Here is a 25,255-nt window from a genome sequence, read left to right as displayed (position 1 = left end):
GTGCCCTGCCGGGCCCGGTCAGCTCAATGCGTCGATGCGGCCTTGTTTCCGGGCTTGGGCCAGTCCGCGTCGGGCCATCAATCCGTTGGCCAGCAACAGCAGTGTCTTGTTCGGGGGTGCGAGGAAGCCGGACTGGGTGTGTGGCGCGTAGATCGCGTCGGTGCCGTCGATTTCGATCCAGCCGGTGTGCTGGCGGCATTCGAGGCCGACGAGTTGTGGGCGGTAGCTGTGGGAGAGAATGCCCGCACGGCGGCCGCCCTGGGCGACTTCCGCTGGGACCGTGAGGTTTACCCCCGCCGCGCTCGATCCGGTGACGTGCACGGGGACCACGGCCGGATAGCCGTCGGACTGGCGGTAGGCGAGCAGACTGTGCGGTAGTTTCGTCGCGCGTGCGGCGGCCTTGCTGCTGTCCACCCGGGGGCCGGTGCCTTTGGCGGGCGGCTTCTGCGAATCCGCGATGGCGGGCATCGGTTCGCCGAATACCTCCGGTTCGCCGGTCGCATCCGGATTCGGCCAGGCGATGATCCGGGTGACCGCGATCGTCACCAATACCCGGTCGGTGTAATACGCGCTGAGCCAGCGATCCCAGAAGCGGCCGCGCCGCGGTGCGCCCAGATAGGGCGTCGCCTGCTCGCCGATGCGATCGAGGGCGTCCCGATCGGGCTGGGCGTCGAAGGTCGCGATGCCCTGTACCAGTACGAAGTGCTGATTGTGCTGATCGCCCAGACCATGCTCGCGCGCGTGATATGCCAGCGCGACCTTCGGCTCGTGTTTGATCCGCTCCAGCTTGCGACCGAAGCCGAGCGAGGTGGTGAACCCGACGGTGCCCAGCTCCCGATCCCGCATCCCGATCGGCGATACCGCCGTCACCACCGCCCCGCCGGCGGGAGTGACATAGGCCAATCCAGCGGTGAGATCACCACGCAAGACATCGTCGATTTCGTCCGGCCAGGTAACTGCCATGTGCCGCAGATTAGTCCAGTTGCCGCAGCCGCATGCCGCTTACTCGCAATCAGCGGCGATTCGGTTGCCCCGAACGGAGCCCGGATAGTCCCTTGTCTCAAAAATAGTCTCATAATAGATCTGCCTGCTTGCCCAGATTTCGATACAGCGTGGCGCGTGAGACATCGAATTCGGCGGCGATCTCGTCGATGGGGCGGCCGGAATCTCGCATGCGGCGGGCGGATTCGATCATTTCCGAGGTCATTGCGCCGGGGCGGCCGCGGCGGGGCGGGCGGGTGGTGGGGATCTCGACGGCTGCTGTGTGAGCGGGGGCGCCTCGGGTGGCCGGAGCGCCGAGTAATCGCCGGGTGCCATCGACAATGGCCGCGCGCAGTTCCTCGGCAGGGTGGTCGGCGAAGATGACGATCGGATCGCTCAGTGCCGCATAGACCTGCGCGGCTCGCACTCGGGTGGTGAAATCGGCGTGGGGTCCGGCGATCAGTTCCTGTGCCGACAGCGCGATCGTTCGCAATCGCGCGAAGGTGGCCTCGTCGGCGGATAATGCCTGGTCCTGCATCTGCATTCGCAATAGCTGACCGTGTGACAGCCACACCTCCAGCAGTCCGGTCACCACCGTCCAGCGGTGTGCCTGCGGATCCCGGCCGCGTTTGGCTGCCTCGAGCACTGCTTCGCTGTCGACCAGCAGCGGCTCCACGAGTGCGGCGACGATATCGCTCTTGCTCGGGAAGTGGTAGAGCACAGCGGTTTTCGTCAGCCCGACCTGTTCGGCGATCTCGCGCACGGAAACCGTGTGGTATCCGCGCGCGGCGAACAGATCGAGTGCGGTCCGCAGGATGCGGGCACGGGAATCGTCGGCCATGGTGATCGATCCTACTGCTTGACTGACCGTTGGTCAGCGCAATACGGTAACTTCACTGACCAACGGTCAGATTGTTTCGGGACAAGGAGCAGGCAATGCGGATTCTGATCTCCGGTGCGAGCATCGCCGGACAAACATTGGCGTATTGGCTTGTGCGGCACGGCTTCCAGCCGACCATCGTCGAGCGTGCGACCGGACTGCGGACCGGCGGCCAAGGGGTGGACGTGCGGGCTGGAGCGATCGAGGTCGCCGAGCGCATGGGCATTATGTCGCGGATCCGGTCGGCGGCCGCCGATGTCGCCGGGATGCGGTTCGTGAACGCCATCGGCGATCCCCTCGCCCAGGTGGACATGCAGCAGATCAAGGACAAGTACGACAGCGCCGAGGTGGAGATCATGCGCGGCGATCTCGTCCGGATCCTGCACGACAGCAACACCGACGCGGAATACCTCTTCGATGATTCGATTCGGGCCCTCGATGCGGATGACGACGGCGTCACCGTCACGTTCGAACGTGCGCCGCGACGGCGGTTCGACCTGGTCATCGGTGCGGACGGTCTGCACTCCACCGTGCGGCGCCTGGCCTTCGGCCCCGAATCGAACTACGTCCGCCACCTGGGCCACTACTTCGCCTTCGGCAATGCCGATGCGGCGCTCGGCCCCGATCGCTGGGTCACCGTCTACAACACGCCGGGCACTATGGCGGGCATCTACCGTTCCGGCAATCACGCACAGGCCAAGGCGTACTTCGTGTTCCGCAGCCCGCTGCTCGACCTCGATCCGCGCGATACCGGCGCGGTCCGCGCGCTGCTGACCGACCGGTTCGGCGCCGAATCCGCATGGCACGTGGCACAACTGCTCGACGGCGCACTCGCCGATCCGGACCTGTACTTCGACTCCCTCGGCCAAGTGCACATGGATTCCTGGTCGACCGGCCGCATCGCCCTCGTCGGCGACGCGGCCCATTGCGCCTCACCCGCATCGGGAGCCGGCGCCGAGCTAGCCCTTGTCGGCGCATACCGCCTCGCCGGTGCACTGGCCGCGGCGAACGGCGACCACCGCGGCGGCTTTCGCCGCTACGAGCAGAGTCACCGCGCCTTGGTCGACCGCAAACAGCAAATCGGACCCAATCTCCGCCTGATCGTCCCGAAAACCCGCTCAGGCATAGCAATTCGGAACACCATCACGCGCCTCTCCGTGCTGGAGTCCATGGCAGGTATGGAACGCATCATGGCACCGAAGACGAATGCCCGCCTGCCCGAATATCCCGAGATCCCGGTCACTGGCCGGGCATGCCGCCGGGCGTAGGGTGCCGACCATGGGGTTCTCTGTCGATCGGTTCGATCACATCGTCATCAATACCGTCGATGTCGAGGCGACCGCCGCATGGTACGAAAAAGTCCTCGGCATGCGGGTGGAGAAGTTCGGACCGAAAGGCCGGACCGCATTGCGCTTCGGCGATCAGAAGATCAACCTGCGGCCGATCGGTGTGCTCGCGGCCGACCCCGACTGGGAGACTGCGCGCACCGAGGCCGCGGGCTCGGCGGATCTGTGCTTCATCACCCAGGCGTCGCCCGAGGAAGTACGAGATCACTTGGTGGCCTGTGGCATCGAGGTCACCGATGGCCCGGTCACCAGGTCCGGCGCGCTCGGCGACATGATCTCGCACTACTGCCGCGATCTGGATGGCAATCTGGTGGAGATCGCGGTCTATCCGGATCACTGAGTTCAGCGGTGCAGGAATTCCACGGCGGTGCGTTCGAAGGCGGCCTTGGCTTCGATCATGACCCAGTGGCCGCTGTTCGGGAAGACGTGCAGTTCCGCGTCGGGGATCTGGCGCATGGGTAGCAGCGCCATGTCCGGTGGGCTGACCCGGTCGTCCAGGCCCCAGGTGAGCAGGGTCGGGCACTGGATCTTGTGCAGCATCGACCAATAAGGCGGGGTGCTCGACTTCGCCAGGAATTTCTGCTGCATATCCCACGCGGCCGAGCCGTACATCATGGCGGCGGTCTTCTGGGTATCGGGATGCTGGGCAGCGGCCCAACGCTCCTCGATGATCTCGTCGGTGATCACGGCGGGGTCGTAGACCATGGCCCGCAACCAGCGCAGCAGCTTGTCCCGATCGGGTTTGTCGGCGAATTCCTGCAGCAGCCGAATCCCTTCGCTGGGACTCGAGCTGAAGATATTCGGACCGATCCCGCCGATGGTGACCAGTTTGCGCACCCGCTGCGGATGCTGAATTGCCAGATTCGCCGCGACGACACCGCCCATCGAATTGCCGATCATCGCCGCGGATTCGATGCCGAGCCCGTCCATGAATCGCAGCACCGCCGCGCCCGCGGTCAGCACGGGATGACCGTCGACCGGGTCGCTCACGCCGAAGCCGGGAAATTCGAGGATGTAGCAGTGGAAGTGTTCGGCGAAGACGGCGAGATTCCCGCGGTAATTACGCCACCCGTTCACGCCGATCCCGGAGCCGTGCAGCAGTAGCAGCGGCGGCCCGTCGCCCGCCTCGTGATAGCGCAGCACGCCCTGATCGGTGACGAGCTCGCGTTTCGTGCCTTCGTATGTCACGTCCATACCCAACACGTTAGAACACGTTCTAGCTCGGATCGCGCATGGCCACGACTGTCGGCCCACTAAACCGACCGTCGGGGACATAATCGCGAAACGCTGAGGCGGTTGCAGAGGTAGCGCCCCGGTGGGCGACTATCTATGATCTCCGCTGGCAACTCGGCACCGCACGACGAGGACCGAATCATGAGCTACCGAACGATCACGACCGCGACCGTATTCGGCACCGCGATCGCCGCACTGGCCTGCACCGCGCCGACCGCGAACGCCGCGGTGACCCGGGTCGGGGTGATGCCCGATTCGAACTACGGCCTGGCGACCAACTACGGCACCGACTGTCCGGCCACCGCCGAGGCCTATGTCGGCAACGCCACCGAACCGGTGTCCTTCTACGACAACGGTGTCCTGGTCGGAGTAGTCCGCCCGCTGGGCGGTATCGCCCTGCTGACCTGGATCCCGAAGACCACGGGCCCACACACGCTCAGCGCCGTGCAGGCCCCGGACGTCACGCCCATCGCAACGGTGGACGTCCGGGTCGGCACCGGTGCGCACGTCGGCTTCGCCTGCGTGGTCTTCGGCGGCTGAACTCAGCGGGCCCCTTCGGCTCCGCGCCGGGCCACCGAATCGATGGCAACCGAGACGGCCAGCACCGTGCCGGTGACCATGAACCGCACCGACGAATCGACGTTCAACAGCAGCATGCCGTTCGTAATCGATTGGATGACAAGGATTCCCAGCAGTGCCGCATAGGCGCGCCCACGTCCGCCGAAGAGGCTGGTGCCGCCGATGACCGCCGCCGCGATGGCATTGAGCAGAATGTCGCTGCCGCCGGAACTCTGGTTCACCGCGACCAGTCGAGCCGCCGCGAGTATCCCGCCGACCGTCGCGAGCGCGGAACATCCGATGAACGCGGTGATGCGCACCCACGTGACATTGATTCCGGCCCGCCGCGCGGCCTCGGCGTTGCCGCCAACGGCATAGATGCGCCGACCGAAGATGGTGCGCCGCAACACCAGATCGACGGCGAGCACGAGCCCACCGAAGATCACCAGGGTCAGCGGCACCCCACGATCGGAGTTCAGCACCAGCACCGTGGCGGCCAGCAGCAGCGCCAGCGCGCCGGAACGCACCGCGATCCACACCGGAGCCGAAACCGACAGTTCGGCCCGAACGCGCTGCCGCCGCGTCAGCAGACCGGCGATCAGATGCCCACCCGCCAGCACCGCTACCAGGAACCAGGCCAGCCACGGCGGCAGCCAGGTATCGCTGATCTTCGCGATCCCGCGATCGAACGGCAGGTTGACCGTGCCCTCCTTGCCGAGCAGATACAGCATCAAGCCCTGCCAGCCGATCAAACCGGCCAGTGTCACCACGAACGACGGCATACTCAGCTTCGTCCGCATCACCCCGTGCAGCAGCCCGATCGCCGCGCCGACGGCGAGCGCGGCGAGTATCGCGAAGACCGGATTCCAGCCGTGGTGCACATACAGTTGCGTCATCACCACGGCCGTCAGCCCGCTCACCGATCCGGCAGACAGGTCGATCTCACCGAGCAGCAGCACCAGCACGATGCCGAGGGCGATGGTCCCGGTCGCGGCCATCTGCAACGCCAGATTGGTGAGATTTTCCGCGGACAGGAAATGCGCATTGAGTCGATCGAAGACCACCGCGATGACGACCAGCCCGACCGCAACCGGTATGGCGCCGACATCTCCCCGGCGCAGTCGGTCCACCAGCGCATCCGTCGGTCCGCGCAGCGGATTTCCTTGCAGGGCAGGTTGTTTCATGGTGAGCTCACTCATTACACGGCTCCGGTGATCGCGGCGACAATGGCCTCCTGACTGGCCTGTGCGGTCTCGAATTCACCGGCATTGCGGCCCAGGCGCAGGACCACGATGCGATCGCTGACCGTCCGGACATCGACCAGATTGTGTGAAATCAACAGCACGGCGAGGCCGCGCTCGCGCAGCCGACCGATCAGCGCGAGCACCTGGGCAGTCTGTTCGACACCGAGTGCGGCGGTCGGTTCGTCGAGGATCACCATCTTGGGTTGCCCGAGCAGCGCCCTGGCGATCGCGACGGACTGCCGCTGTCCGCCCGACAATGCGGACACCGGTGCCCGCACATCCTTGATCTTCACGTCGAGCGACCGCAACAGGTCACGTGCGCTGCGCTCCATCGCGATCTCGGAGAGCACGCTCAATTTCCTCGTCTCCGTGCCGAGATGAAGATTGGCGACGACATCGAGGTTGTCGCACCTTCGATCGGCGCGCACCGAGTGCGTGAGCCGGGATTCGGCCTCGGGGGCTACAGCACCCCGATGGCCTTGAGTAGTAGCAGGGTCAGACCGGCCGTACCCACGAATGCGACGCCGCCATCGCGGACCACGATGCCCGCGGGTGAGCCGCTGACCTTGGAGAGGATGCCGGAAATCGCCGCGACGACGATCCCGACGAGCACGGCGACGACAACGAACAAGACCTGGACGGTAGTGGACACTCGACGCTCCCTCGATGTGGATCGTCGCAGTGTAAAGAGTGTGATGGCTATTGTGTAGCAAATCGGCGGGACGCGCTGCGGCTAGGCCGGTTTGGTTGCCGCCAATCCGTACAACAGCGGGAGGATCGGGTCCGTGGGCGGAAGCAGGAACCAACCGTTGTCGGTGCGGATCATGCGGGACCAGCGCGGCCAGGGCAACATCTCGGTTTCGGTGAGACCGGCAATATGCAGCCCCGCGCCGATCAGGGCATTGATCACCTCGCCCAGCCCGTGCCGCCATTCATACACCGTGGTGTCGCTGGTCAGTGCCGGGCCGTCGGTGTAGGTGTGGTCGCTGTCGCGACGTTGCGCTCCGCGCCCCTCGAGGTAATCATCATGCAGGACAAGCGAATCCGGATCGACTCCGGCCGACGGCGTGGGTCCGAGGGAGTGCAGCAGCGGGTGGAATTCGACGATGTAGACCAGCCCGCCCGGACGCGCCAATTCGGCGACTACCGACGCCCACCGAGGCAGATCGGGTAAATAGCACAGTGCGCCCTTGCCGGTATACACGATGTCGAACTGCCTGCGCCCCAGCGCGTTCGGTGCGTCGTATACATCGGCACACACATACTCGACGGCGTCGGTGCGTGCTCTGGCGTGCCGGATGGAGGCAGGGGAGAAGTCGAGACCGACCGCCGTGGCCCCACGTTTGGCGAATTCGATTGTCTCGGTGCCGAGATGGCACTGCAGGTGCAGTACATCGCGGTCGCGCACATCACCGAGGACATCCCATTCGAACGGCGCGAACCAATACGACGAATCGTGATCGCGATAGAAGTCGCTGGCCGCGTGAATCGGCGCACGGGCATCCCAGTTACCGCGGTTCGCCAGCAGCGGATCGAGGCCGTCGTCGCTGTCCACCGACCCATCGTATTTCGAGAGCCGGGCGCACACGGCGGGTGCGCCGAGGATTCAAAGGATTTCCACGGGTAATTTTGGGACGGTACACAAAATATCGAGGTTCACTGGAGTCACAGAGTTGTGCGGATCGGCAGCGCGGGCGCAGGTCCAGCCCAAGGAGGTCAGACCTTGCAGACAACCGCTTCGATCGCCATCGCCCGCCCCGAGCCGGTACGGCACGGCGGTATCACACCCGGTGTGGTGAGCAGCCGTGGGCGGCGTTCGCTCAATGCCGATGCGTTTGCCACCTATACCGACCCGAACGTCGGGCGCACCGCATTCGTTGTCGCCGACGGGGTCGGCGACAACCTGGCCGCGGCCAGAGCGGCGCGGACCGCGGCTTCGGTCGCCGCACGCATCGGTGCGGGTAACGGCGCACTGGCCGGCGTGATCGCGGCTCAGCAGGAGGTACTACGGCAATTCCCGCAGGAGCAGGCCGACAGTGTGCTCGTGGTCGCCGTGCTGCCCGCCGCCGATCAGCCCGATGGACCGTGCGATATCGCCTGGGTCGGCGACTGTCGCGCCTATCGCTGGAACGGCCGGGTGCTGCATCAGATCACCACCGACCACACCGTGGCGGAGTTCATGCGCGCCAAGGGGATTCGCCCGGCGCATCGCATGGACCATCTCGTCACCACCTCCACCCGCACCGCGAGTCCCGAGGTCATCGGTCGCGCCGCCACCGGATCGAGCCGGGGCCGACTGTTGTTGAGCACCGACGGCGTGCACAAGCGGCTCGATATGTTCGCGATCAAGTCGATACTGGTCACGGGGAAAACCGCCGCCAAAACGGCGGAAGCCCTGGTGGACAACGCATTACAGGCCGGCAGCACCGATAATGCGACGGCACTCGTCGTGGACTGCCGGTAGTCCCATTTCCTGCTAAGACTATTCCGTCGGAGTGTGTCTACTGGAGTGCGGGGTTATGCGGGCGATTCAGATCGGCGAGTTGGGCGGACCCGAGGTATTGCAGGAGGTGGAGCTCGATGCGCCGGAGCCGGGTCCCGGTGAGGTCGCGATCGATGTCGACTATGTCGGGGTGAATTTCGCCGACCTGCAGGCGCGTTCGGTGGGGTATCGGGTCCGGGATCTGCCGTTCGTGCCGGGGCTCGAACTGTCAGGGCGGGTGCGCTCGATCGGCGAAGGCGTCGACGGGTTCACGGTCGGTCAGTCGGTAGCGGCGATTACCGAGGGCGGCGCCTATGCCGAGGTCGCCGTGGTCACCGCCGCGACGGTGTTCGCGGTGCCCGATGGTGTCGACTTGCGAACGGCCGCAACGCTTCCCACGGTGCTGCCGACCGCATATGCGCTGATCAATACTGTCGGCAAGCTGCAGCCGGGGGAGACCGTGCTGGTGCAGGCCGCGGCGGGCGGGGTGGGCACTGTGGTGGGCCAGGTGGCCAAGTTGGCGGGCGCCGGCGCGGTGTACGGCGTGGTCTCCAGCGAGGCCAAGGCGGATTACGCCCGCAAACTCGGTTACGACGACGCCTTCCTGGCCGAGACCTTCCAGGCCGATGTCCGGGAGGCGACCGGTGGCCGTGGTGTCGATATCGTGCTCGATCCGGTCGGTGGACAGACCCTGCGGCGTGGTCTCGATTCGCTGGCGCTGTTCGGGCGGCTGATCTCCTACGGCAATGCCAGTGGTGAGCCGGGCTGGCAGATCGGCCAGCCCGAGCTCTACCCCAGGGGGCTGTCGATCTCTGGTTTCTCGATCCTCGGGCTCACCACCGATGCGCCGCGGGTATTGCGCGAGATTGCCGATCGGGCGTTCCGGTTGGTCACCGCGGGTCAGGTGGAGCTGCCGATCACCGCGGAGTTCCCGCTGTCCGAGGCCGCCGAGGCACACCGGCTGATGGGCAGTCGCACCTCGACCGGCAAACTGGTGCTCACGGTCGACGACTGAAATCATTTGTCGGCGAGCCAGTTTCCGTGGAATCCGTAGGGCACCCGAGCGGGTAGGTGAATGGTCGCCAGCGGTGGTGCGGCCAGTTCGGACGCGTCGAGGATGACGAGATCGCTCCGGTCGGTGTCGGCGTTGTAGACGTAGGTCAGGAGATAGCCGTCGCCGCCGGGGCGGTCGTCCGCTGGTGCGAAGGCGGCCTCGGCCGGAATGCGGCCCGGACCGAATTCGTGTGCCGTGCTGGTGCCGGTATGCAGGTCGTAGCGCAGCAATGCGCCGCTGTCGCCGGCGACGGTGGCGTGGCCGAAACGGGAGTCCAGACCCGCGAGCCGGTCGTCGATGCGCGGGAATTCGGCGTCGCGATCGTCGAGCTGCTCCTCGGCGACGGTGCCGGTGACCAGGTCGATGGTCCAGCGCCAGAGCGAGGCGTGTTCCGGGATATCCGAATCCTGCCGCCACAGACTGGGATAGCGGATCACGTGCAGCACGATCCGGCCCGGCTCGTCGTGGGCATTGAGGGTGTGGAAGACATAGCACGGATCGATCGGGAACCACCGGATCGCGCCGTGCGGGTCGTCGCGGCGCAGCACCCCGAGCCGGGCCTGGTAGTCCTCGCGCCACCGGAACGGCATGCCGCCACCGGATTTCGCGGTTTCGAGATCGAAAACCACCGGCAGATCCATGAATACGACATGTGCGGCGGTGAGGTTGAAGTCGTGGTGCATGGTCGCGGCGGGCACCTCGATCGGTCGGGTGACCAGCAGATTGCCCGACGCGTCCGCGCGGTGGTAGGTCAGATAGGGTGCGGTGTAGGCGTAGCCGAAGAAGTGCAGTTCGCCGGTGGTCGGGCAGGTCTTGGGATGCGCGGTCATGGCGGTGCGCAGCTTGCCGTCGAAGTCGTAGGGGCCGATCGTATCCAGCTCGCAGGTCAATTCGTACGGGTAGGACGATTCGACCAGCGCCAGCGTGTGTCCGGCGTGCCGGATGACGTGGGTATTGGCGTGTCCGGCGGTGAGATCGAGGTTGCCGTCGGCATCGCGGACCCGAGCGCCATCGGTGAAGGTGGAGGTGCGGACCCAACGGTTGCGGTAGGAAACCGCACGGCCCTGTTCGAGCCGGACGCCGTGGACCATGCCGTCGCCGAGGAACCAGTGCGCGGAGGCCGCGGCGTGCGGATTCGGTCCGTTGCGCAGATACCAGCCGGTCAATTCGGTGGGAATCGTTCCGGTGACCGGTAATTCGTAGGCGGTGAGCTCTTCGGTGACGGGCGCGTAGTTGCCGGTGAGGTGCGGTACCGAGGTGGTCATGAGGAGAACCGATCTGTTCAGTATGCGGACGGGTCGAGGGAAACCGCCTTCGCCCGGATGTAGGCGACGTAGCGGATCGTGAAGAGCGCCGGAAGGGCGAAGGCGAGCACCTGCACGATGGTGCGCACGCCCGAGCCGGAGTGCGCGAGTGCGGTGAGCGCGCCGCAGCCGATGACGAAGCTCGCCGTCCACACCGAGGTAATGACATATGCCGTGCGGATGAAGACCGGGTGATCCCAAAGTTCCTGCGGCGTGGTCTGTTTGGCGATCGGCAGGGTGAACGGCGTGCGCACGGCCAGCGAAACGCCCGCGACCACGGCGAGCACGCCGGAGGACAGTGCCGGGGTGTAGGGGTGCATGGCGCTGTTCGGATCGGCGAAGGCGAGCACGGTCAATGCCGCGAAGAAGACAACCGAGCCGATATCGATGGCCATGGCCGCCGGGCGCTGACCGGCCCGGACCTGCTGGGCGATGCCGAGCAGCGAGACGCCGAAGGCCGCGAGCGCGGCCCACTGCCAGTACTGCGACGGGACCACCGCGAAGACGATCCATGGGGCGAAAGTGCGCAGGTAGGACATGTCCGAGAACTCCTCGATATTCCAGTTTTGACATGTCTAAGTTAGAGGCTTCCCTTTCGACATGTCAATACTGGAATGTAAGGTGATGGCATGAGTCTCCGGTATGCCCTGCTCGGATTGCTGGCCGATCGTCCGGCCAGCGGCTATGACCTGCTGCAGCGATTCAAGGTGTCGCTGGCCAATGTCTGGCCCGCCACCCAGAGTCAGATCTATACCGAACTCACCAAACTCGCCGATGCTGGCTCGATCGCGGTATCGGATGAGGGGCCGCGCGGGCGCAAGGAGTACACGATCACCGACACGGGTCTGGTGGATCTGCGGGAGTGGCTCACCACGACCAAGCCGAAACGTGTGGCGCGAAACGAAATGCTGTTGCGCGTCTTCTTCCTCGGCGCGGTGTCCCGGGCATACGCCCGGGACTACCTATCCGATATCGAAACCGGATCCGCGAAGGCCGGGGCCGAACTGGCCGCACTCGAGGCGTCGATCGATTGGGACGATGACGATCTGTCCGTCTACGGCCGCATCGCGTTGGAATGGGGTAAGCGCTTCCATGCGATGAATCGGGAGTGGGCCGAGTGGGCCGTCGGTCAGATTCCGGAGCGTTAGTTTCCTGGGCTCCGAATAAGTTTCGGATCGACAGTCCGGCAGGTCATCAATCATGAATGTTGGGGTGTTGAATCGGTGATCTAGAGAACTATCTTCACGGATATGGACCTGATCTTGCATGATATTCATACTCACACTGAGGTGATCGAACGGATCACATGTCGCCAATCCCGCTGGATCGACGTACAGGAGTGTTGATGAAGATCGGAATTCCCCGCGAGGTCAAGAACCACGAGTACCGGGTGGCGTGTACACCCGCCGGTGCGCACGAGCTGGTTTCGCGCGGACACGAGGTGTACATCGAGGCCGGTGCCGGTCAGGGGTCGGCGTTCGAGGATATGGCATACGCGGCTGTCGGGGCACGGGTGCTGGATTCCGCCGACGCGGTATGGGGTACCGCGGAAATGGTGCTCAAGGTGAAAGAGCCGGTGGCCGCGGAGTATTCGCGCATGCGGGCGGGGCAGTTACTGTTCACCTACCTGCATCTGGCGGCATCCAAGGAGTGCACCGACGCACTGCTGAACTCCGGGATCACCTCGATCGCGTACGAGACCGTCACCGGGAAGGATGGATCGCTGCCGCTGCTCGCGCCGATGAGCGAAGTCGCGGGACGGCTCGCGCCGCAGGCCGGTGCGTATCACCTGATGCGCAGCGGCGGTGGTCGCGGTGTGCTGATGGGCGGTGTGCCGGGTGCGCGTCCGGCCAAGGTGGTCGTACTCGGCGGCGGTGTTTCGGGGAGCAATGCGATCGCCGTCGCGGTCGGTATGCACGCGGACGTGACGGTGCTGGATCTGAATATCGCGCGTCTGCGTGCGCTGGACGAGCAGTACCGCGGTCAGGTGCGGACCATCATCTCCAACTCCTTCGAGGTGGAGAGTCTGGTCCGGGAGGCGGATCTGGTGATCGGCGCGGTGCTGGTCCCCGGTGCCAAGGCGCCGACGCTGGTATCCAATGACCTTGTCGCACAGATGAAGCCGGGTTCGGTACTGGTCGATATCGCGATCGATCAGGGCGGTTGTTTCGCGGACTCGCGACCGACCACCCATGCCGAGCCGACCTATCGGGTGCACAACTCGGTCTTCTACTGCGTCGCCAATATGCCCGGCGCGGTGCCGTACACCTCGACCGTGGCACTCACCAATGCCACACTGCCGTACGCGATTTCGCTCGCCGAGCGCGGCTGGCGCGATGCGGTCGCCGCGGATCCGGGCCTGGCCGCCGGGCTGAGCACGCACCGCGGCCACCTGCTGTCCGAATCCGTCGCGGCCGCACACGATTACGCCGCCGAGACGCTGGCCGCCTGAGGGGATCGCCGGCCAGCGGGGTGGGTGAGCTAAGCCATCGGGCTGGTTCTGGGGCGCACGTGCTCGAAGATGAGGATCGTCTCGGTGGAGGCGACGGCGGGATGTGCGCTCAGATGTCGCAGTACGAAGCCTCGAAGTCCCTCGGTATCGGCCGTGGCGACATGGATCAGATAGTCGTCGGCGCCAGCGATGAAATACACATTCAGCACCTCGTCGAGCTCGGCCAATTGCTCTCCGAACTCGGCGAGGTGCGGACGCGCGTTCGCCTGTACCCGAACCGCGATCATGGCCTGTAGATTCCGGCCGAGCGCGGCCGGATCGATATCGGCGTGGAATCCGCGAATCACACCGCGCTCCACCAGGGACCGCACCCGCCCCAGACACGTCGACGGTGCGATACCCGCGACATCGGCGAGCGCGCTGTTGGTCATGCGCCCGTCCCGTGCGAGCTGATCGAGCAGAATCCGGTCGATATCGTCCAGTTGCACCGCCGGACGAGGGGGAGTCCGCACGGCACCGACCGCGGGTCCGATCGGTGAATCAATCTTCCTCACCGGCCCAACTCTATCGAAGATCATTCGATCCAGGGCCGGTCACTGCGCTAGGATCGTCGCGTGGATATCTACTGGCATGCCGTCACGCCGCCGCCGTGCGCCTGATCGGGCGCATCTGCTGAATTTCTGATTCACGGTCCGGGCCGTTCCGAGCGGGCAGTCCTGGGGTGATGTCGTGCGCCCGATTCGAATCCCTGTCGAATTCGATGACGGAAGTGCATGGCCTTGTCTGATATCAAATCTGTTGTTGCGGTTGGGCATTCGGGTGTCCGGGCGTTCAGTGGTGCGGTCCCCATCTTGACCGCGGCGGTGCTGTGGGGGACCACCGGAACCACCAGTTCATCGGCTCCCGCAGGGGCGCCCGCGGCGGCGATCGGATCTGCCGGATTGGTGCTCGGTGGACTGTTGTTGTTCTTGTCCAGCGGTACGCGGCTGCGGTGCACGCGCGGCGAGTGGCGGTTGGTAGTTGTCGGTGCGTTGGCGGTGGCGGGCTATCCGGTCACCTTCTATCCGGCCGTCGCGCGGACGGGGGTGGCCGTTGCCACAGTGATCGCGCTCGGTAGTGCGCCGGTCTTCGCTGGGCTATTGGCCTTGGTTGCCGGATATGGCAGGCCGACCGGGCGGTGGGTCGGTGCCACGGCGGCGGCAGTACTCGGCTGTGCGGTGCTCGTGCTCGGGCCCGACGTGACGGGCGGGACCGCACCGGTCGATCTGCTCGGTATCGTGCTCGCCGCATTCGGTGGACTCACCTACGCCGTCTATTCGCTGATCGGCGGAAGGCTCATCGCGCACGGCCATTCGTCGAATGCGGTGATGGGCGCGATGTTCGGCATTGCCGGACTGCTGGTGCTGCCGGTTGTGTTGGGCACCGACACATCCTGGCTGCACACCGGTCGCGGTATCGCGGTGGCGGTGCACTTGGCGGTGTTCACCACCTTCGTCGCCTACCGCCTGTTCGGTTACGGCCTGCGGCACACGACCGCGCAGACGGCCACGACATTGACGCTCGCCGAACCCGCCGTGGCGGCGGTGCTCGGTGTGGTCGTGGTCGGTGAGCGGTTGCCGATCGTATCGTGGTGCGGGTTGGCCGTGCTGGCGTTCGGGCTCGCATTCCTGACACTCGGCGCGCGCGACCGCTGACAGCGCGGTGTACGACGTCGTCGGCTACCGATTCGGTTGGGCCAGAGCGGATTCGGCGGCGTCGAGCACCTTGCCAAGGAATGCAGGATCACCGGTTTGGCGAGTACGCGGGTGAACCAGGCTGAGGCGAAGGGCAGCGAGCGGTGGGACGCCAGGACTTACCGAACCGGCGCGGGCGCTTTGGCGCGCAATACCTCCAAGAAGGCTCGCATCCACTGCGGATGGTCCGGCCAGGCACGACCTGTCACGATATTGCCGTCGATATGGGCCGGACTGTCTTCCCACTGTGCGCCAACGGCATTCAGGTCCGGCGCCAACGCCGGATAGGCGCTCGACGAACGACCGTTCAGCGCGCCGACGGCAAGCAGAATCAGCGGACCATGGCACAGCGCCGCGATCGGTTTGTCCTCGTCGACGAAATGTTCGACGACCCTGCGGCACTCCGCATCGCCGCGCAGATACTCGGGTGCCCGGCCGCCGGGCAGTACCAACGCCGCGTACCGGCTCGGATCGACATCGGCCAGTGCGAGGTCGGCGGGCCAGGTATGTCCTGGTTTCTCGGTATAGGTATCGAAACCGTCGACGAAATCGTGCACGACGAACTGCAGCTTCTTGGCAGTCGGGGCGGCCACATGGACCTCGTACCCCTCCTCGAGCAGCCGCTGGTACGGGTACATGACCTCCAGGTCTTCGGCCGCGTCTCCGGTGATCAGCAACACGCTTGTCACGGCACATCACCTCCGGTGCGAATTTTATCGACAACGGCAGCGGCGGCAGGGACTTTCGGGCTATGCGGGGCGCGGGTGCGGGCGGATCTGCTCGAGTTGGGCGGCGACGGACAGGATGGTGGTCTCGCCATTGGCCGGTCCGACCAGTTGGACCGCCAGCGGGAGCCCATCGGCCGCGATGCCCGCGGGTAGTGAGGCGGCAGGATGTCCGGTCACATTCCAGAATCCGGTGAAGGCGACCATGGGGACCGAGGCGAGTTGTGCGCGGATGGGATTCGCATTATCGAGCACACCCACCGGCGGCGGACGGTGCGCGATGGTGGGGGTCAGTAGCAGATCGCAGTTGTCGAAGATGCGATCGGCCTTGCGCGCCACGGCCGCACCGTGACGCATGGCCCATTCGACGACCGGCCGACGTGCCCAGGAACCGAGCGCGAGATTTTGGCGAGTACGGCGTTCGAGCCATTCCGGATGGTCGATGAACGGGATCTCCGCGCGCACGCCACCATAGAACTGCGGATAGAAGGCGAAGGTGAAATCGGGGTAGCCCGGATCGATCTCGACGACCGTATGGCCCAGTTGAGCGAGGATTTCGGCGGTGTCGTGCACCGCGCGCACATGTTCGGGAACCGCTTTCGCCAGCATCGTCTGCGATTTCGTAGTGAAGCCGATGCGCAGGCTGCCAGGTGTGCGCCGCGCGGCCTCCTCGAACGACAGCATCGGATCGGGGGCCTTGAAGCGGTCGATCGGTGTGGCACCGCGGATGACGTCGTACACGATCGCCGAATCCAGCACACTTCGGGTGAGCGGGCCGAGGACGCCCAGCGCCCACCACAAGTGTGGATTCGGTGCGGTCGGCACCCGTCCGCGCTGGGTTTTCAGGCCGAAGAGTCCGCAGCAGGCGGAGGGAATCCGGATCGAGCCGCCACCATCACCGCCGAGTGCGGCGGGGACCAGTCCCGCCGCGACGGCCGCGGCGGAACCACCGCTGGAGCCGCCGGTCGAGCGGGTCGTATCCCACGGATTGCGGGTCAGCCCGTAGGTGGTGGATTCGGTGTAGGGCCACTGCCCGAACTCCGGCATGGTGGTCTTGCCGACAATGACCGCGCCTGCCGCCCGCAGCCGCCGCACCACTTCGGCATCGGCGACCGCCGGGGTGAGGTTGGCGCGGGTGCCGAAGGTGGTCGGGACGCCGGCCACGTCGATCTCGTCCTTTACCGCGATCGGGATGCCGTGCAGCGGTCCGCGCGCCGTGACGTCCTGCTGATCCCGTTCGATGGCTTCGGCGACGGCCTGTTCGTGCAGTACCCGGGTGAAAGCATTGAGCTCGCCCGCCTGCTCTATCCCGGCCAGAGTCGCCTCGGTCAGTTCACGGGCCGTCAGCACCCCTTGAGCCAGCAGCTCCCGCTGCTCCCACACACCCGCGGACACGACCTCGCGAAGGTCCATCTCCACCGCTCCTCCCGACCCACTTGTCGTGTTGATCCGGGCGCCTGCGAGCAGTCGCCAAGCTGGCGTGACCTGTGGAATCAGTCATTTATCCGAGCACCCGACAGTAGCTAGTCGACTGACCATTCCGCAATCGATACGGGCCGCACATGCGCTGGGTTCAATCTCCCGGATAACGATATTTCCGACGCTACAGCCAGGGCACGCCGGCCCGCAGCAACACGTTGGCGTACGGCCGGGCCTCACCGGTGCGCACTACGAACCGGCAGGCGCCGATGCGCTGTTTGAAGTCGTCGTGGTCGATCAACTCCGCGTTCAGGCGGCCGCTGAGCATGGCCGCGACCTCCGGATTCTGCTCCGCTACGTCGCGGCTGCCCCAGGCCGCCTCGACGGTGACCTCGTCGAGGATCAGCTCGAGCACGGGCTCGAACCTGGGGAATCCGTAGCTGATGCCCAGGTCGATGACCGGAACGCCGACGGGTGTCGGCAGGCCGGAGTCGCTGACGGCGAAGAGATCGGTATGGCGCAGCGCCGTGAGCGCGGCGAGCAATTCGGCGTGAATGAGTCCGGTGGTGCGCAAAGTTCATTCCTTCTCGAAGCGGGTTCAGACGAGTGACCGGGCCGCGGGGATGGCCGCGAGCGTGGCGACGATCTGATCCCCGGTGGGGTAGGAGGCGTGGGTACCCGGTGTCTGGACGGCGAGCGCACCGGCCGCGGTGGCGTAGGCCACGGCGGCACCGAGTGGCATGGCATCGGCGAGTGCGGCGGCCAGTGCGCCGACGAAGGCGTCGCCGGCGCCGGTGGAGTCCACCGAATTCACCTGTGGCGCAGCCTGATATCCACCGGCGACGGGCGCGGGGACATCGCAGCGGTGCGCCCAGACGGACCCGGCGGCGCCCAGGGTGGCCACGACGGACGGCACCCCGCGCAGGCACAGCGAACGGGCCAGGTGGAAGGCCTGCTCGGGTGTCCGCGCGGTGGACCCGGTAAGTGCCGACAGCTCGGATTCGTTGACGATCAGCGGATGGCAGCGGCGCAGCAGCTCATCCGGCAGTATCGTCGCCGGAGCGGCGTTGAGGACGAAGCGGCGAGCCCGCCGTGCGGCCCATTCGACCACGTTCGGCGGCACTTCCAACTGTGCGACGACGACTTCCGCCGAGCGCAGCAATTCGGCCTCGGCCATCGTGTCGAGTTCGGGTTCGGGTTCCCAGTGGAAGTTGGCGCCGGGATCGACCACGATCTGGTTCTCGCCGTCGGCGACGGTGATATAGGCCGTGCCGGTGCGCACGTCCGGCACCTGGCGCAGTGCGGTGAGCTCGACGCCGTACTCGCGCAACGACCTCCGCAGTCCGGGATCGGCGTCACGACCGATTCTGGCGATGAATTCGACTCGCCCGCCGGCACGCGCCGCCGCGACGGCTTGATTGGATCCCTTGCCGCCGAGGTTGGTTCGCGAGCGCAGTGCCAGCACGGTTTCGCCGGGCCGTGGCAGCTGCTCCACCTCACAGACGATGTCCTGATTGACCGAGCCGAGGACGACAACCGTCACGACTCGGCCCCGCTCGTGGTGACCTCCAGATTGCCGGGTGCGGCGCCGGTGATGAGTGCGACCAGCCGGTCGCCGTCCACCTCGTCGATCCGATGTGCCGCAACGGATCTGCCGCGCCGCAGCACGACCACGTTGTCACAGATCCGCATGACCTGTGCCAGATCGTGGCTGATGATCAATACGGTGATCCCGCGCTCGCGCAGGCCGCGCACCAGCTTCTCGACCGCGGCGGTCTCCCGCACCCCCAGTGCGGCGGTGGGCTCGTCCATGATCACCATGGATTTGCCGTTACTTGAAATGTGAGTGTCTGTATAGATACTCATACTTCAGGCAGCCGTTCCTTGCGGAGCGGCCGTCCCCGTCTTCCCGGCCGTATGGCCGTGCGGGGTTGACGCTTCCACGCCACCTGCCTTCCCCACCACCGTGGTGGTGGGGCGGGTCTTGCGGTCGGCTCCACGTCCTTGTCCAACCGAAACGTTGGCGGCCGGGCCACTCCCGGTACCGGTCCCCGTTCCACCACCGGCGTGGGTGGTGTCGCCGAGGCGGGCGAGGTTGATCGCGGCGTTGAGATCCCGATCGATCACGAGGCCGCAATCACCGCATCGGTAGAGGCGTTCGTGCAGCGGCAGCTTGGTTTTCGCGCCGCAGCCCGAACACAACTGGGTAGAAGCAAACCACCGATCGGCCACCACCATTGTGGTGCCGTACCAGCGGCTCTTGTAGTCGAGCATGGCGCGCAATCGAGCCAGGGACGCATCGGCGAGCGAGCGGTTCAAGCCGCGTTTGCGGGCACCGCCACGACGGGCCATGCCCGCCACGTTCAGGTCTTCGATCACCACCACCGAATGCTGTTGCGCCAAGGTGGTGGTGGCCTCGTGCAATGCGTGTCGACGCAGGTTCGCCACCCGCGCATGGGTTCTGCCCACCTGCGCTTGCGCGCGTGCCCACCGCTTCGATGCATCCTGGCGGCGTTTGGTGACCGGGTCCCAGGGGCCGCGCCGGCGGGCCGCGCGCCGCTGCTGGCGAACCAGCTTCGCCCGGGCCGCCGCAAGCGGTTTCGGTGCCGGTACCCGGTCGACCTCGGTGCCGTCCGGGGCGGCGACAACCATCAGATCCTTCACCCCGGCATCGACACCGACCACCGGATATGGTGAGCGGGCCGCGTGCGTGAGCCGCGTCTTGCCCGCCACGATGGTCTGGAACGCGCAATACCAGCGGCCACCCTCGAAGCGGACAGTCGCCGAAAGGATCTTGGCGGTGCCTGCTTCCACGCGTCGCGCCAGCTTACGGGTGGACTCGAGGGTGTGCAGGGTGCCGATCACCGGCAGGGTGAGGTGATGGCGATCGGGTTCGACGCGGATGGTGCCGGTGGTGAACCGCACCGCCTTGTCCGCACGGTGTTTGGCCTTGAAGCGTGGGAACCCGACCTTCGCGCCCGCCCGCTGTCCGGTGCGGGACTTCGACCAAGCGTCGAGCCCTCGCGCGAGCGCGTCGAGGCCGGTGTTGTAGGCCTCCTTGCTGTTGGCGGCCCACCACGGCGCGACCTCATGTTTGATCCGATTCCAGGTCTTGCGCAACTGCGGCAACGACCACCCCTGGACAGGGGTCAGCTCGTCCTCGCTCAGGCCGTAGCTGCGTTCGGCGGCCCGCTGATCCAGATTCTTGCCCACCATATCCAGCATCACGTTGAACGCCTTACGCGCCGCCCCCGCGTGCGAGGCCAACATCCGCGCCTGTCGCGGGGTGGGATCGAGAGCGAACCGATACGCCTGCACCACCCACCCCTGTGGGACCTGATAGCCAGCCATCACCACCCCATCCGGATTTCGCCTATTCCGCAACAGATTCACCGACGATAAACCCGTTGTGCCGCAGCCACACGCTCCATCGGGACCACCCGCGCGACGTGACTCCCGGGCTCACCAACCGCATTCAAACATACATTCGAGACCACCATGACCGAACGCACCCACATCTCCACCCCATCGAATCCGACAGCCACTGCACGCGCTCGGGCAGCTTCTTGTCCTGGTGCTGGGCCAGGCAGCTCTGCACCGCGAGTTGTCCTTCGGCATACGGATGTTGGGTCAGCGTGCCCGCCGTGACGGCGTCGAGGGCGGCCTGGATGCCGTCGACGGAGATCACCGTGATCTGGCCGGTCCGGCCCGCGTTCTCGATGGCCTGTGCCGCACCGAGATCAACACGAGTTGATGAGTAGTGTGTGACTCGAGTCACCGGCTGTCAAGTGCTTGCGGAGTGCTTGGATGGACGCCTCGGAGCAAGGAGAGATTCGGATGGCAGTCACACGAGCCGACGTGGCGCGGCTGGCCGGTACCTCACCGGCGCTGGTGAGCTACGTGCTCAATGGCGGACCGCGGCAGGTCGCACCCGCGACCAAGGCCCGGATCGAGGCGGCGATCGCCGAACTCGGCTATCGGCCCAATATGTCCGCGCGCAGCCTGCGCATGAACCGCGGGCATGCGCTCGGCTTGGTGATTCCGGACGGCGCGAACCCGTTCTTCGCCGAGCTGTCCGCGGTGATCGAGGCGGCCGCCTTCGCGCGGGGGTATCCGCTGTTCGTCGGCAATGCCGCCGGTGACGCAGAACGCGAACGCGCCTATGTGCGCACCTTCATCGACCGCAGAGTCGAAGGTCTGCTTGCGATTTCGTCGTTGTGGGAGACCGGTATCGCCGATGCGTGCGAGGAGGCGGGCATGGTGCTGGTGGCATTGGACCGCGTCATCGATCCGACGCGTTGTGCGCACGTCATGTGCGATTCGGTCGCGGGTGCGGAGCAGGCCGTCGCCCATCTCATCGAACACGGACACCGCGAAATCGCCTGCCTGAGCGGCCCGCACGTGTCCACCGCCGAGGACCGCGTGCAGGGCTACCGAAATGCGTTGGCCGCCGCCGGACTTGCCGAGGGACGTATCGTGCGAGCGGATTTCGGCGGCGCGGCGGGCTACCGGGCGCTGGCCGACCTCACGGCCGACGCATACCGCCCCACAGCGGTCTTCGTGACCAGCGACCTGCAGGCGATGGGTATGCTGCGCGCCGCCTACGATGCCGGACTGCGCGTACCCGACGATCTCGCGGTGGTCGCCTTCGACGGAATCGAATACTCCCGCTACACCCGCCCCGGTCTGACCACCATGGTCCAGCCCACCCGTCTCATGGGCGAGACCGCCGTCGAGCTGCTGCTACAACAGCTCGACGACCACACGCCACGGCCCGGAGTGATGCATCTCGAAGCGGCACTGCACACCAGAGGCTCGTGCGGCTGCCCCGACGAGTTCTGAGCGCTACTGGTCGACGGTGAGGCCCTTGGCCTCCAGGATCGCGGCCAGGTTCGAGACCTGGATGGGCGTCGCACCCGCTTTGTAGCGTTCGATGTAGGCGGCCTCGGCGGTGTCACGTTCGCGGGAGGCATCGATCGCGGATCGGATTTCTTCGCGTCGGATGACGACGACGCCGTCGCAGTCGCCCTTGACGATATCGCCGGGATGGATGACCTGGCCACCGAAGACGAGGGGTTGGTTGATAGGGCCGAGGGTCTCCTTGACGGTGCCCTCGATGCAGACGTGCTTGGCGAAGACCGGAAATCCGAGTTCGCGGATTTCTCGGGTATCCCGCACGCCACCGTCGGTGACGAGCGCGGAAATGCCACGGGCGGCACACGCATTGGCGAGGACATCGCCGAATTGCCCGGCGGGCTGATCGCCGGATGCCACGACGAGGACGTCGCCGGGCTGCGCGTAGCTGATCGCGACCTGCAGCATGATGTTGTCCCGGGGGTGGCAGACGACGGTGAATGCGGATCCGCAGAAGGACATGTCGCGGTCGATGGGTTTGATGTCCGAATCGAGTGCGCCTTTGCGGCCCTGGGCCTCGTGGATGGTGGCCGCCGAGAAGGTGCCGAGTTCGTCGATGAGTGCGCGGTCGGCGCGGTCGATCTTGGTGGTGACGTGGACCATGGTTTCTCCGTGATGGGTTGGGCTGTGGTCAGCTCAGTGCGGCAACGGCTTTCGCGATTTCGGCGGCGGCGGTGCGCAGCACGTCCGTCGAGGTGGCGAAGGAGACGCGCAGGTAGGACGGCGCGCCGTAGGCGGAGCCCTGGATCGTCGCGACCGAAGCGGTCTCGAGCAGATACAGGACGACGTCCTGGTCGTCGCGCAGCATTCGTCCGTCCGGTGTCCGTTTGCCGAGGAGTCCGGCGCATCCGATGAACAGGTAGAACGCGCCCTGCGGCCGTACCGGGGTGAGTCCGTCCACGTCGGCGAGCAGATCGAAGATGAGGTCGCGGCGCGCGCGGTAACTCGCGATCGACTCGGTGACAAAGGTCTGGTCGCCGGAAATCGCCGCGGCCGCGGCAGCCTGGCTGATCGAGGACGGGCAGGACGAACTCTGCGACTGCAGTTTATTGATCGCCGCGATGAGCCGCGGATGCCCGACACCGTACCCGAGTCGCCAGCCGGTCATCGCATACGCCTTGGACACGCCATTGACGACGAGGATCTGATCGCGCAGGTGCGGCGCCACGGACAGCAGGCTCGGGGTGCGCCGGTCGGTGAAGACGATCTCGTCATAGATCTCGTCGCATAACACGCTCACGTGCGGGTGCCGCTCGAGCACGGTGGCGAGTGCCGCGAGTTCCTCCGCGCTGTACACCGCCCCGGTCGGATTGGAGGGCCCGTTGAGGATCACCCATCTCGTGGCGGGCGTGATCGCCGCCGCCAATTTCGCGGCGGTGAGCAGAAATCGGTCCGATTCAGGGCACTCCACGACAATGGGCGTGCCACCGTGCAGGGCGACCATATCCGGATAGGAAACCCAGTACGGCGACGGTACGATGACCTGGTCACCGTTATTGATCGTCGCCATCAGCGCCATGAAGATGACCTGTTTGGCCCCGCCGCCGACGGTGATCTCGCTGTCGCCCACCGTGATTCCGGTGCGGTCGAGAATCCGCGCCATGATCGCCCGCCGCAGTTCCGGAATGCCGTTCACCGCGGTGTATTTGGTGAGACCCGCTGCCATGGCCGCGATCGCTGCCGCCTTCACATGGTCAGGGGTGTCGAAATCCGGTTCACCGACGGTCAGATCGAGGATCTCCCGCCCCGCCGCTCGCAACTCGCGAACCCGCTGTGCGGCAGCGACACTCGGTGATTCCCGCATTTGCTCGGCACGGTCGGCGAGGGCGACAGGGGACATGCTTTTCCTCCTGGGAGAGATGGCTTTCGGATGACTTGGGGTTCAGAACGCCAGCAGCACTTTGGCCGAGGCCGCGGCATCCTTGGCGACGGCGAAGGCCGCCAAGGCATCTCGAACGGCGAACTGGTGGCTGATGACCGGCTCGACGGCCAGACTCCCGTCGGCGAGCGCGTCGAGGACCGCGTCGATCTCGTCGTTGAACCGGAACGAGCCGACGACCTCTAGTTCACGCGTAATGACCAGCGACAGCGGTGCCGGCTGTAATCCGGTCGGCAGCAAACCGAGCAGGACCACCCGGCCACCTCGGGTCGCGCCGCGAATGGCGGATTCGAGTCCGAAGCGGTTGCCGGAGCATTCGATGACGATGTCGGCGTCCACCGCGGCGACCGTGTCGGTGTCGTCGGCCCGCACCGTTGCGGTCGCGCCCAGTTCGCGAGCGATGGTCAAGGGATAGTCGTGGATGTCGACGGCGGTGATCGCGGCGGCACCGGCCCGGCGCAGCACCGATACCACCAGCGCGCCGATCGGACCGCAACCGATCACCAGCGCGGTCTTTCCCGCGACCTGCCCCGCGCGCGAAACCGCGTGCCAGGCAACCGAAGCCGGTTCCGCGACGGCGGCCGTGCGCAGCGCGAGACCATCGGGCAGCGCTCGCAACATCCGGGACGGCAGCACCGCATAGCGGGTGAACGCGCCGTGCGTATGGGGGAATTGGGCCGCGCTGCCGAGATATGTGCATCCGGGTGAGAGGTTGGGGCGATCGGCGGGGTAGCGCGGCCGCTCGCCGCCCGGTGTCGCCGGATGCACGGCCACCCGCGTACCCGCCACCGGCCCACTGCCGTCCGCGGCCTGCTGGACCACTGTGCCGACCACCTCGTGTCCGAGCAGCATCGGTGCCTGCAGGATCGATTCTCCTGCGGCTCCGTGGGTCCAGTAGTGCAGGTCGGATCCGCAGATGCCGCCGTACGCGATTTCGACGACCGTATCGGACGATCCCGGTGTTGCGAGGGCAATGGCTTCGACGCGGAGATCACCCGCGGCATGCGCCACGACTCCCAATGTGTGAGAAGGCAATGCGGTTGCCGGCATC

29 protein-coding genes are annotated in these 25,255 nt (G+C 66.1%); 9 read left to right on the top strand and 20 right to left on the bottom strand.

Annotation, left to right across the window (positions count from 1 at the left end; all coding sequences use genetic code 11):
* Positions 1-18: 18 nt before the first annotated feature.
* Complete coding sequence (locus tag AB0L58_RS07490) at positions 19-963, bottom strand: hypothetical protein (protein WP_364382667.1); 945 nt, start codon at positions 961-963, stop codon at positions 19-21.
* Positions 964-1,072: 109 nt separating this feature from the next.
* Positions 1,073-1,822, bottom strand: coding sequence for a TetR family transcriptional regulator (locus AB0L58_RS07485; protein ID WP_364382664.1), 750 nt, complete (start codon positions 1,820-1,822; stop codon positions 1,073-1,075).
* A gap of 95 nt (positions 1,823-1,917) precedes the next feature.
* On the opposite strand from AB0L58_RS07485, the gene AB0L58_RS07480 reads away from it, so the two are divergent.
* Positions 1,918-3,129 (top strand): FAD-dependent monooxygenase, encoded by a 1,212-nt coding sequence (locus tag AB0L58_RS07480; RefSeq protein WP_364382660.1) that lies wholly within the window; start codon positions 1,918-1,920, stop codon positions 3,127-3,129.
* 10 nt (positions 3,130-3,139) lie between these two features.
* Complete coding sequence (locus AB0L58_RS07475) at positions 3,140-3,547, top strand: VOC family protein (protein ID WP_364382657.1); 408 nt, start codon at positions 3,140-3,142, stop codon at positions 3,545-3,547.
* A gap of 2 nt (positions 3,548-3,549) precedes the next feature.
* On the opposite strand, the gene AB0L58_RS07470 is transcribed toward AB0L58_RS07475, so the two are convergent.
* The gene (locus AB0L58_RS07470) at positions 3,550-4,401 is read right to left on the bottom strand and encodes an alpha/beta fold hydrolase (RefSeq protein ID WP_364382654.1); all 852 of its coding nucleotides are present in this window, start codon (positions 4,399-4,401) and stop codon (positions 3,550-3,552) included.
* A 180-nt stretch (positions 4,402-4,581) separates the two neighbouring features.
* On the opposite strand from AB0L58_RS07470, the gene AB0L58_RS07465 reads away from it, so the two are divergent.
* Entirely contained in the window at positions 4,582-4,980 is a 399-nt protein-coding gene (locus AB0L58_RS07465; protein ID WP_364382651.1) for a hypothetical protein, read from the top strand.
* Between the two features lie 2 nt (positions 4,981-4,982).
* Here AB0L58_RS07465 and AB0L58_RS07460 read toward each other — a convergent pair whose 3' ends face one another.
* The 4 genes from AB0L58_RS07460 to AB0L58_RS07445 form a co-directional block, all read right to left on the bottom strand.
* Complete coding sequence (locus AB0L58_RS07460) at positions 4,983-6,197, bottom strand: sugar ABC transporter permease (RefSeq protein ID WP_364382648.1); 1,215 nt, start codon at positions 6,195-6,197, stop codon at positions 4,983-4,985.
* Positions 6,197-6,670, bottom strand: coding sequence for an ATP-binding cassette domain-containing protein (locus AB0L58_RS07455; protein WP_364382645.1), 474 nt, complete (start codon positions 6,668-6,670; stop codon positions 6,197-6,199). The genes AB0L58_RS07460 and AB0L58_RS07455 overlap by 1 nt, the downstream gene beginning before the upstream one ends.
* Before the next feature lie 32 nt (positions 6,671-6,702).
* On the bottom strand, positions 6,703-6,894 hold the full coding sequence (locus AB0L58_RS07450) for a hypothetical protein (protein WP_364382642.1): 192 nt from the start codon (positions 6,892-6,894) through the stop codon (positions 6,703-6,705).
* Between the two features lie 81 nt (positions 6,895-6,975).
* Positions 6,976-7,797 carry a class I SAM-dependent methyltransferase gene (locus AB0L58_RS07445; RefSeq protein WP_364382639.1) on the bottom strand — a complete coding sequence of 274 codons (822 nt, stop codon included), beginning with the start codon at positions 7,795-7,797 and terminating at the stop codon, positions 6,976-6,978.
* A gap of 168 nt (positions 7,798-7,965) precedes the next feature.
* On the opposite strand from AB0L58_RS07445, the gene AB0L58_RS07440 reads away from it, so the two are divergent.
* Positions 7,966-8,706, top strand: coding sequence for a protein phosphatase 2C domain-containing protein (locus AB0L58_RS07440; RefSeq protein ID WP_364382636.1), 741 nt, complete (start codon positions 7,966-7,968; stop codon positions 8,704-8,706).
* Positions 8,707-8,761: 55 nt separating this feature from the next.
* The gene (locus AB0L58_RS07435) at positions 8,762-9,739 is read left to right on the top strand and encodes a zinc-binding dehydrogenase (protein WP_364382633.1); all 978 of its coding nucleotides are present in this window, start codon (positions 8,762-8,764) and stop codon (positions 9,737-9,739) included.
* A gap of 2 nt (positions 9,740-9,741) precedes the next feature.
* On the opposite strand, the gene AB0L58_RS07430 is transcribed toward AB0L58_RS07435, so the two are convergent.
* A complete protein-coding gene (locus AB0L58_RS07430) occupies positions 9,742-11,043 on the bottom strand; it encodes a carotenoid oxygenase family protein (protein ID WP_364382630.1) in 1,302 nt (433 codons plus the stop codon).
* A gap of 17 nt (positions 11,044-11,060) precedes the next feature.
* Positions 11,061-11,621, bottom strand: coding sequence for a hypothetical protein (locus tag AB0L58_RS07425; RefSeq protein ID WP_364382627.1), 561 nt, complete (start codon positions 11,619-11,621; stop codon positions 11,061-11,063).
* A 90-nt stretch (positions 11,622-11,711) separates the two neighbouring features.
* Here AB0L58_RS07425 and AB0L58_RS07420 point away from each other — a divergent pair, with 90 nt between their 5' ends.
* Positions 11,712-12,230 carry a PadR family transcriptional regulator gene (locus AB0L58_RS07420; protein ID WP_364382624.1) on the top strand — a complete coding sequence of 173 codons (519 nt, stop codon included), beginning with the start codon at positions 11,712-11,714 and terminating at the stop codon, positions 12,228-12,230.
* Between the two features lie 197 nt (positions 12,231-12,427).
* On the top strand, positions 12,428-13,534 hold the full coding sequence (gene ald / locus AB0L58_RS07415) for an alanine dehydrogenase (protein WP_364382621.1): 1,107 nt from the start codon (positions 12,428-12,430) through the stop codon (positions 13,532-13,534).
* Positions 13,535-13,563: 29 nt separating this feature from the next.
* Here the strand turns inward: ald and AB0L58_RS07410 are convergent, their stop codons facing one another.
* Positions 13,564-14,067: an Lrp/AsnC family transcriptional regulator gene (locus tag AB0L58_RS07410; protein ID WP_364383201.1), complete on the bottom strand. Its 504-nt coding sequence runs from the start codon at positions 14,065-14,067 to the stop codon at positions 13,564-13,566.
* A gap of 240 nt (positions 14,068-14,307) precedes the next feature.
* Here AB0L58_RS07410 and AB0L58_RS07405 point away from each other — a divergent pair, with 240 nt between their 5' ends.
* Positions 14,308-15,228 (top strand): EamA family transporter, encoded by a 921-nt coding sequence (locus tag AB0L58_RS07405; RefSeq protein ID WP_364382618.1) that lies wholly within the window; start codon positions 14,308-14,310, stop codon positions 15,226-15,228.
* Positions 15,229-15,386: 158 nt separating this feature from the next.
* On the opposite strand, the gene AB0L58_RS07400 is transcribed toward AB0L58_RS07405, so the two are convergent.
* The 7 genes from AB0L58_RS07400 to AB0L58_RS07370 form a co-directional block, all read right to left on the bottom strand.
* Positions 15,387-15,956 (bottom strand): DJ-1/PfpI family protein, encoded by a 570-nt coding sequence (locus tag AB0L58_RS07400; RefSeq protein ID WP_364382615.1) that lies wholly within the window; start codon positions 15,954-15,956, stop codon positions 15,387-15,389.
* 60 nt (positions 15,957-16,016) lie between these two features.
* Complete coding sequence (locus AB0L58_RS07395) at positions 16,017-17,405, bottom strand: amidase (protein ID WP_364382613.1); 1,389 nt, start codon at positions 17,403-17,405, stop codon at positions 16,017-16,019.
* A gap of 190 nt (positions 17,406-17,595) precedes the next feature.
* Positions 17,596-17,985 (bottom strand): D-ribose pyranase, encoded by a 390-nt coding sequence (gene rbsD, locus AB0L58_RS07390; RefSeq protein WP_364382610.1) that lies wholly within the window; start codon positions 17,983-17,985, stop codon positions 17,596-17,598.
* A 24-nt stretch (positions 17,986-18,009) separates the two neighbouring features.
* Positions 18,010-18,954 carry a ribokinase gene (locus AB0L58_RS07385; RefSeq protein ID WP_364382607.1) on the bottom strand — a complete coding sequence of 315 codons (945 nt, stop codon included), beginning with the start codon at positions 18,952-18,954 and terminating at the stop codon, positions 18,010-18,012.
* Positions 18,951-19,277 (bottom strand): hypothetical protein, encoded by a 327-nt coding sequence (locus AB0L58_RS07380; RefSeq protein WP_364382604.1) that lies wholly within the window; start codon positions 19,275-19,277, stop codon positions 18,951-18,953. Before AB0L58_RS07380 ends, AB0L58_RS07385 begins: the two co-directional genes overlap by 4 nt.
* Before the next feature lie 3 nt (positions 19,278-19,280).
* Positions 19,281-20,762 carry an IS607 family element RNA-guided endonuclease TnpB gene (gene tnpB, locus AB0L58_RS07375; protein ID WP_364382601.1) on the bottom strand — a complete coding sequence of 494 codons (1,482 nt, stop codon included), beginning with the start codon at positions 20,760-20,762 and terminating at the stop codon, positions 19,281-19,283.
* 124 nt (positions 20,763-20,886) lie between these two features.
* Positions 20,887-21,189, bottom strand: coding sequence for a hypothetical protein (locus tag AB0L58_RS07370; protein WP_364382598.1), 303 nt, complete (start codon positions 21,187-21,189; stop codon positions 20,887-20,889).
* Positions 21,190-21,248: 59 nt separating this feature from the next.
* Here AB0L58_RS07370 and AB0L58_RS07365 point away from each other — a divergent pair, with 59 nt between their 5' ends.
* Positions 21,249-22,253 carry a LacI family DNA-binding transcriptional regulator gene (locus AB0L58_RS07365; RefSeq protein WP_364382595.1) on the top strand — a complete coding sequence of 335 codons (1,005 nt, stop codon included), beginning with the start codon at positions 21,249-21,251 and terminating at the stop codon, positions 22,251-22,253.
* Between the two features lie 3 nt (positions 22,254-22,256).
* On the opposite strand, the gene AB0L58_RS07360 is transcribed toward AB0L58_RS07365, so the two are convergent.
* The 3 genes from AB0L58_RS07360 to AB0L58_RS07350 are packed head-to-tail and all read right to left on the bottom strand — an operon-like array spanning position 22,257 to position 25,254.
* The gene (locus AB0L58_RS07360; protein WP_364382592.1) at positions 22,257-22,928 is read right to left on the bottom strand and encodes a 4-carboxy-4-hydroxy-2-oxoadipate aldolase/oxaloacetate decarboxylase; all 672 of its coding nucleotides are present in this window, start codon (positions 22,926-22,928) and stop codon (positions 22,257-22,259) included.
* 28 nt (positions 22,929-22,956) lie between these two features.
* On the bottom strand, positions 22,957-24,165 hold the full coding sequence (locus tag AB0L58_RS07355) for an aspartate transaminase (protein WP_364382589.1): 1,209 nt from the start codon (positions 24,163-24,165) through the stop codon (positions 22,957-22,959).
* A gap of 42 nt (positions 24,166-24,207) precedes the next feature.
* The gene (locus AB0L58_RS07350; RefSeq protein ID WP_364382586.1) at positions 24,208-25,254 is read right to left on the bottom strand and encodes an L-idonate 5-dehydrogenase; all 1,047 of its coding nucleotides are present in this window, start codon (positions 25,252-25,254) and stop codon (positions 24,208-24,210) included.
* Position 25,255: the final 1 nt, after the last annotated feature.

Source organism: Nocardia sp. NPDC052112, assembly GCF_040680135.1.
Classification (GTDB): Bacteria; Actinomycetota; Actinomycetes; order Mycobacteriales; family Mycobacteriaceae; genus Nocardia.
Note: the sequence above shows the minus strand (reverse complement) of the source record. Positions and strands in the feature narration are given on the sequence as shown.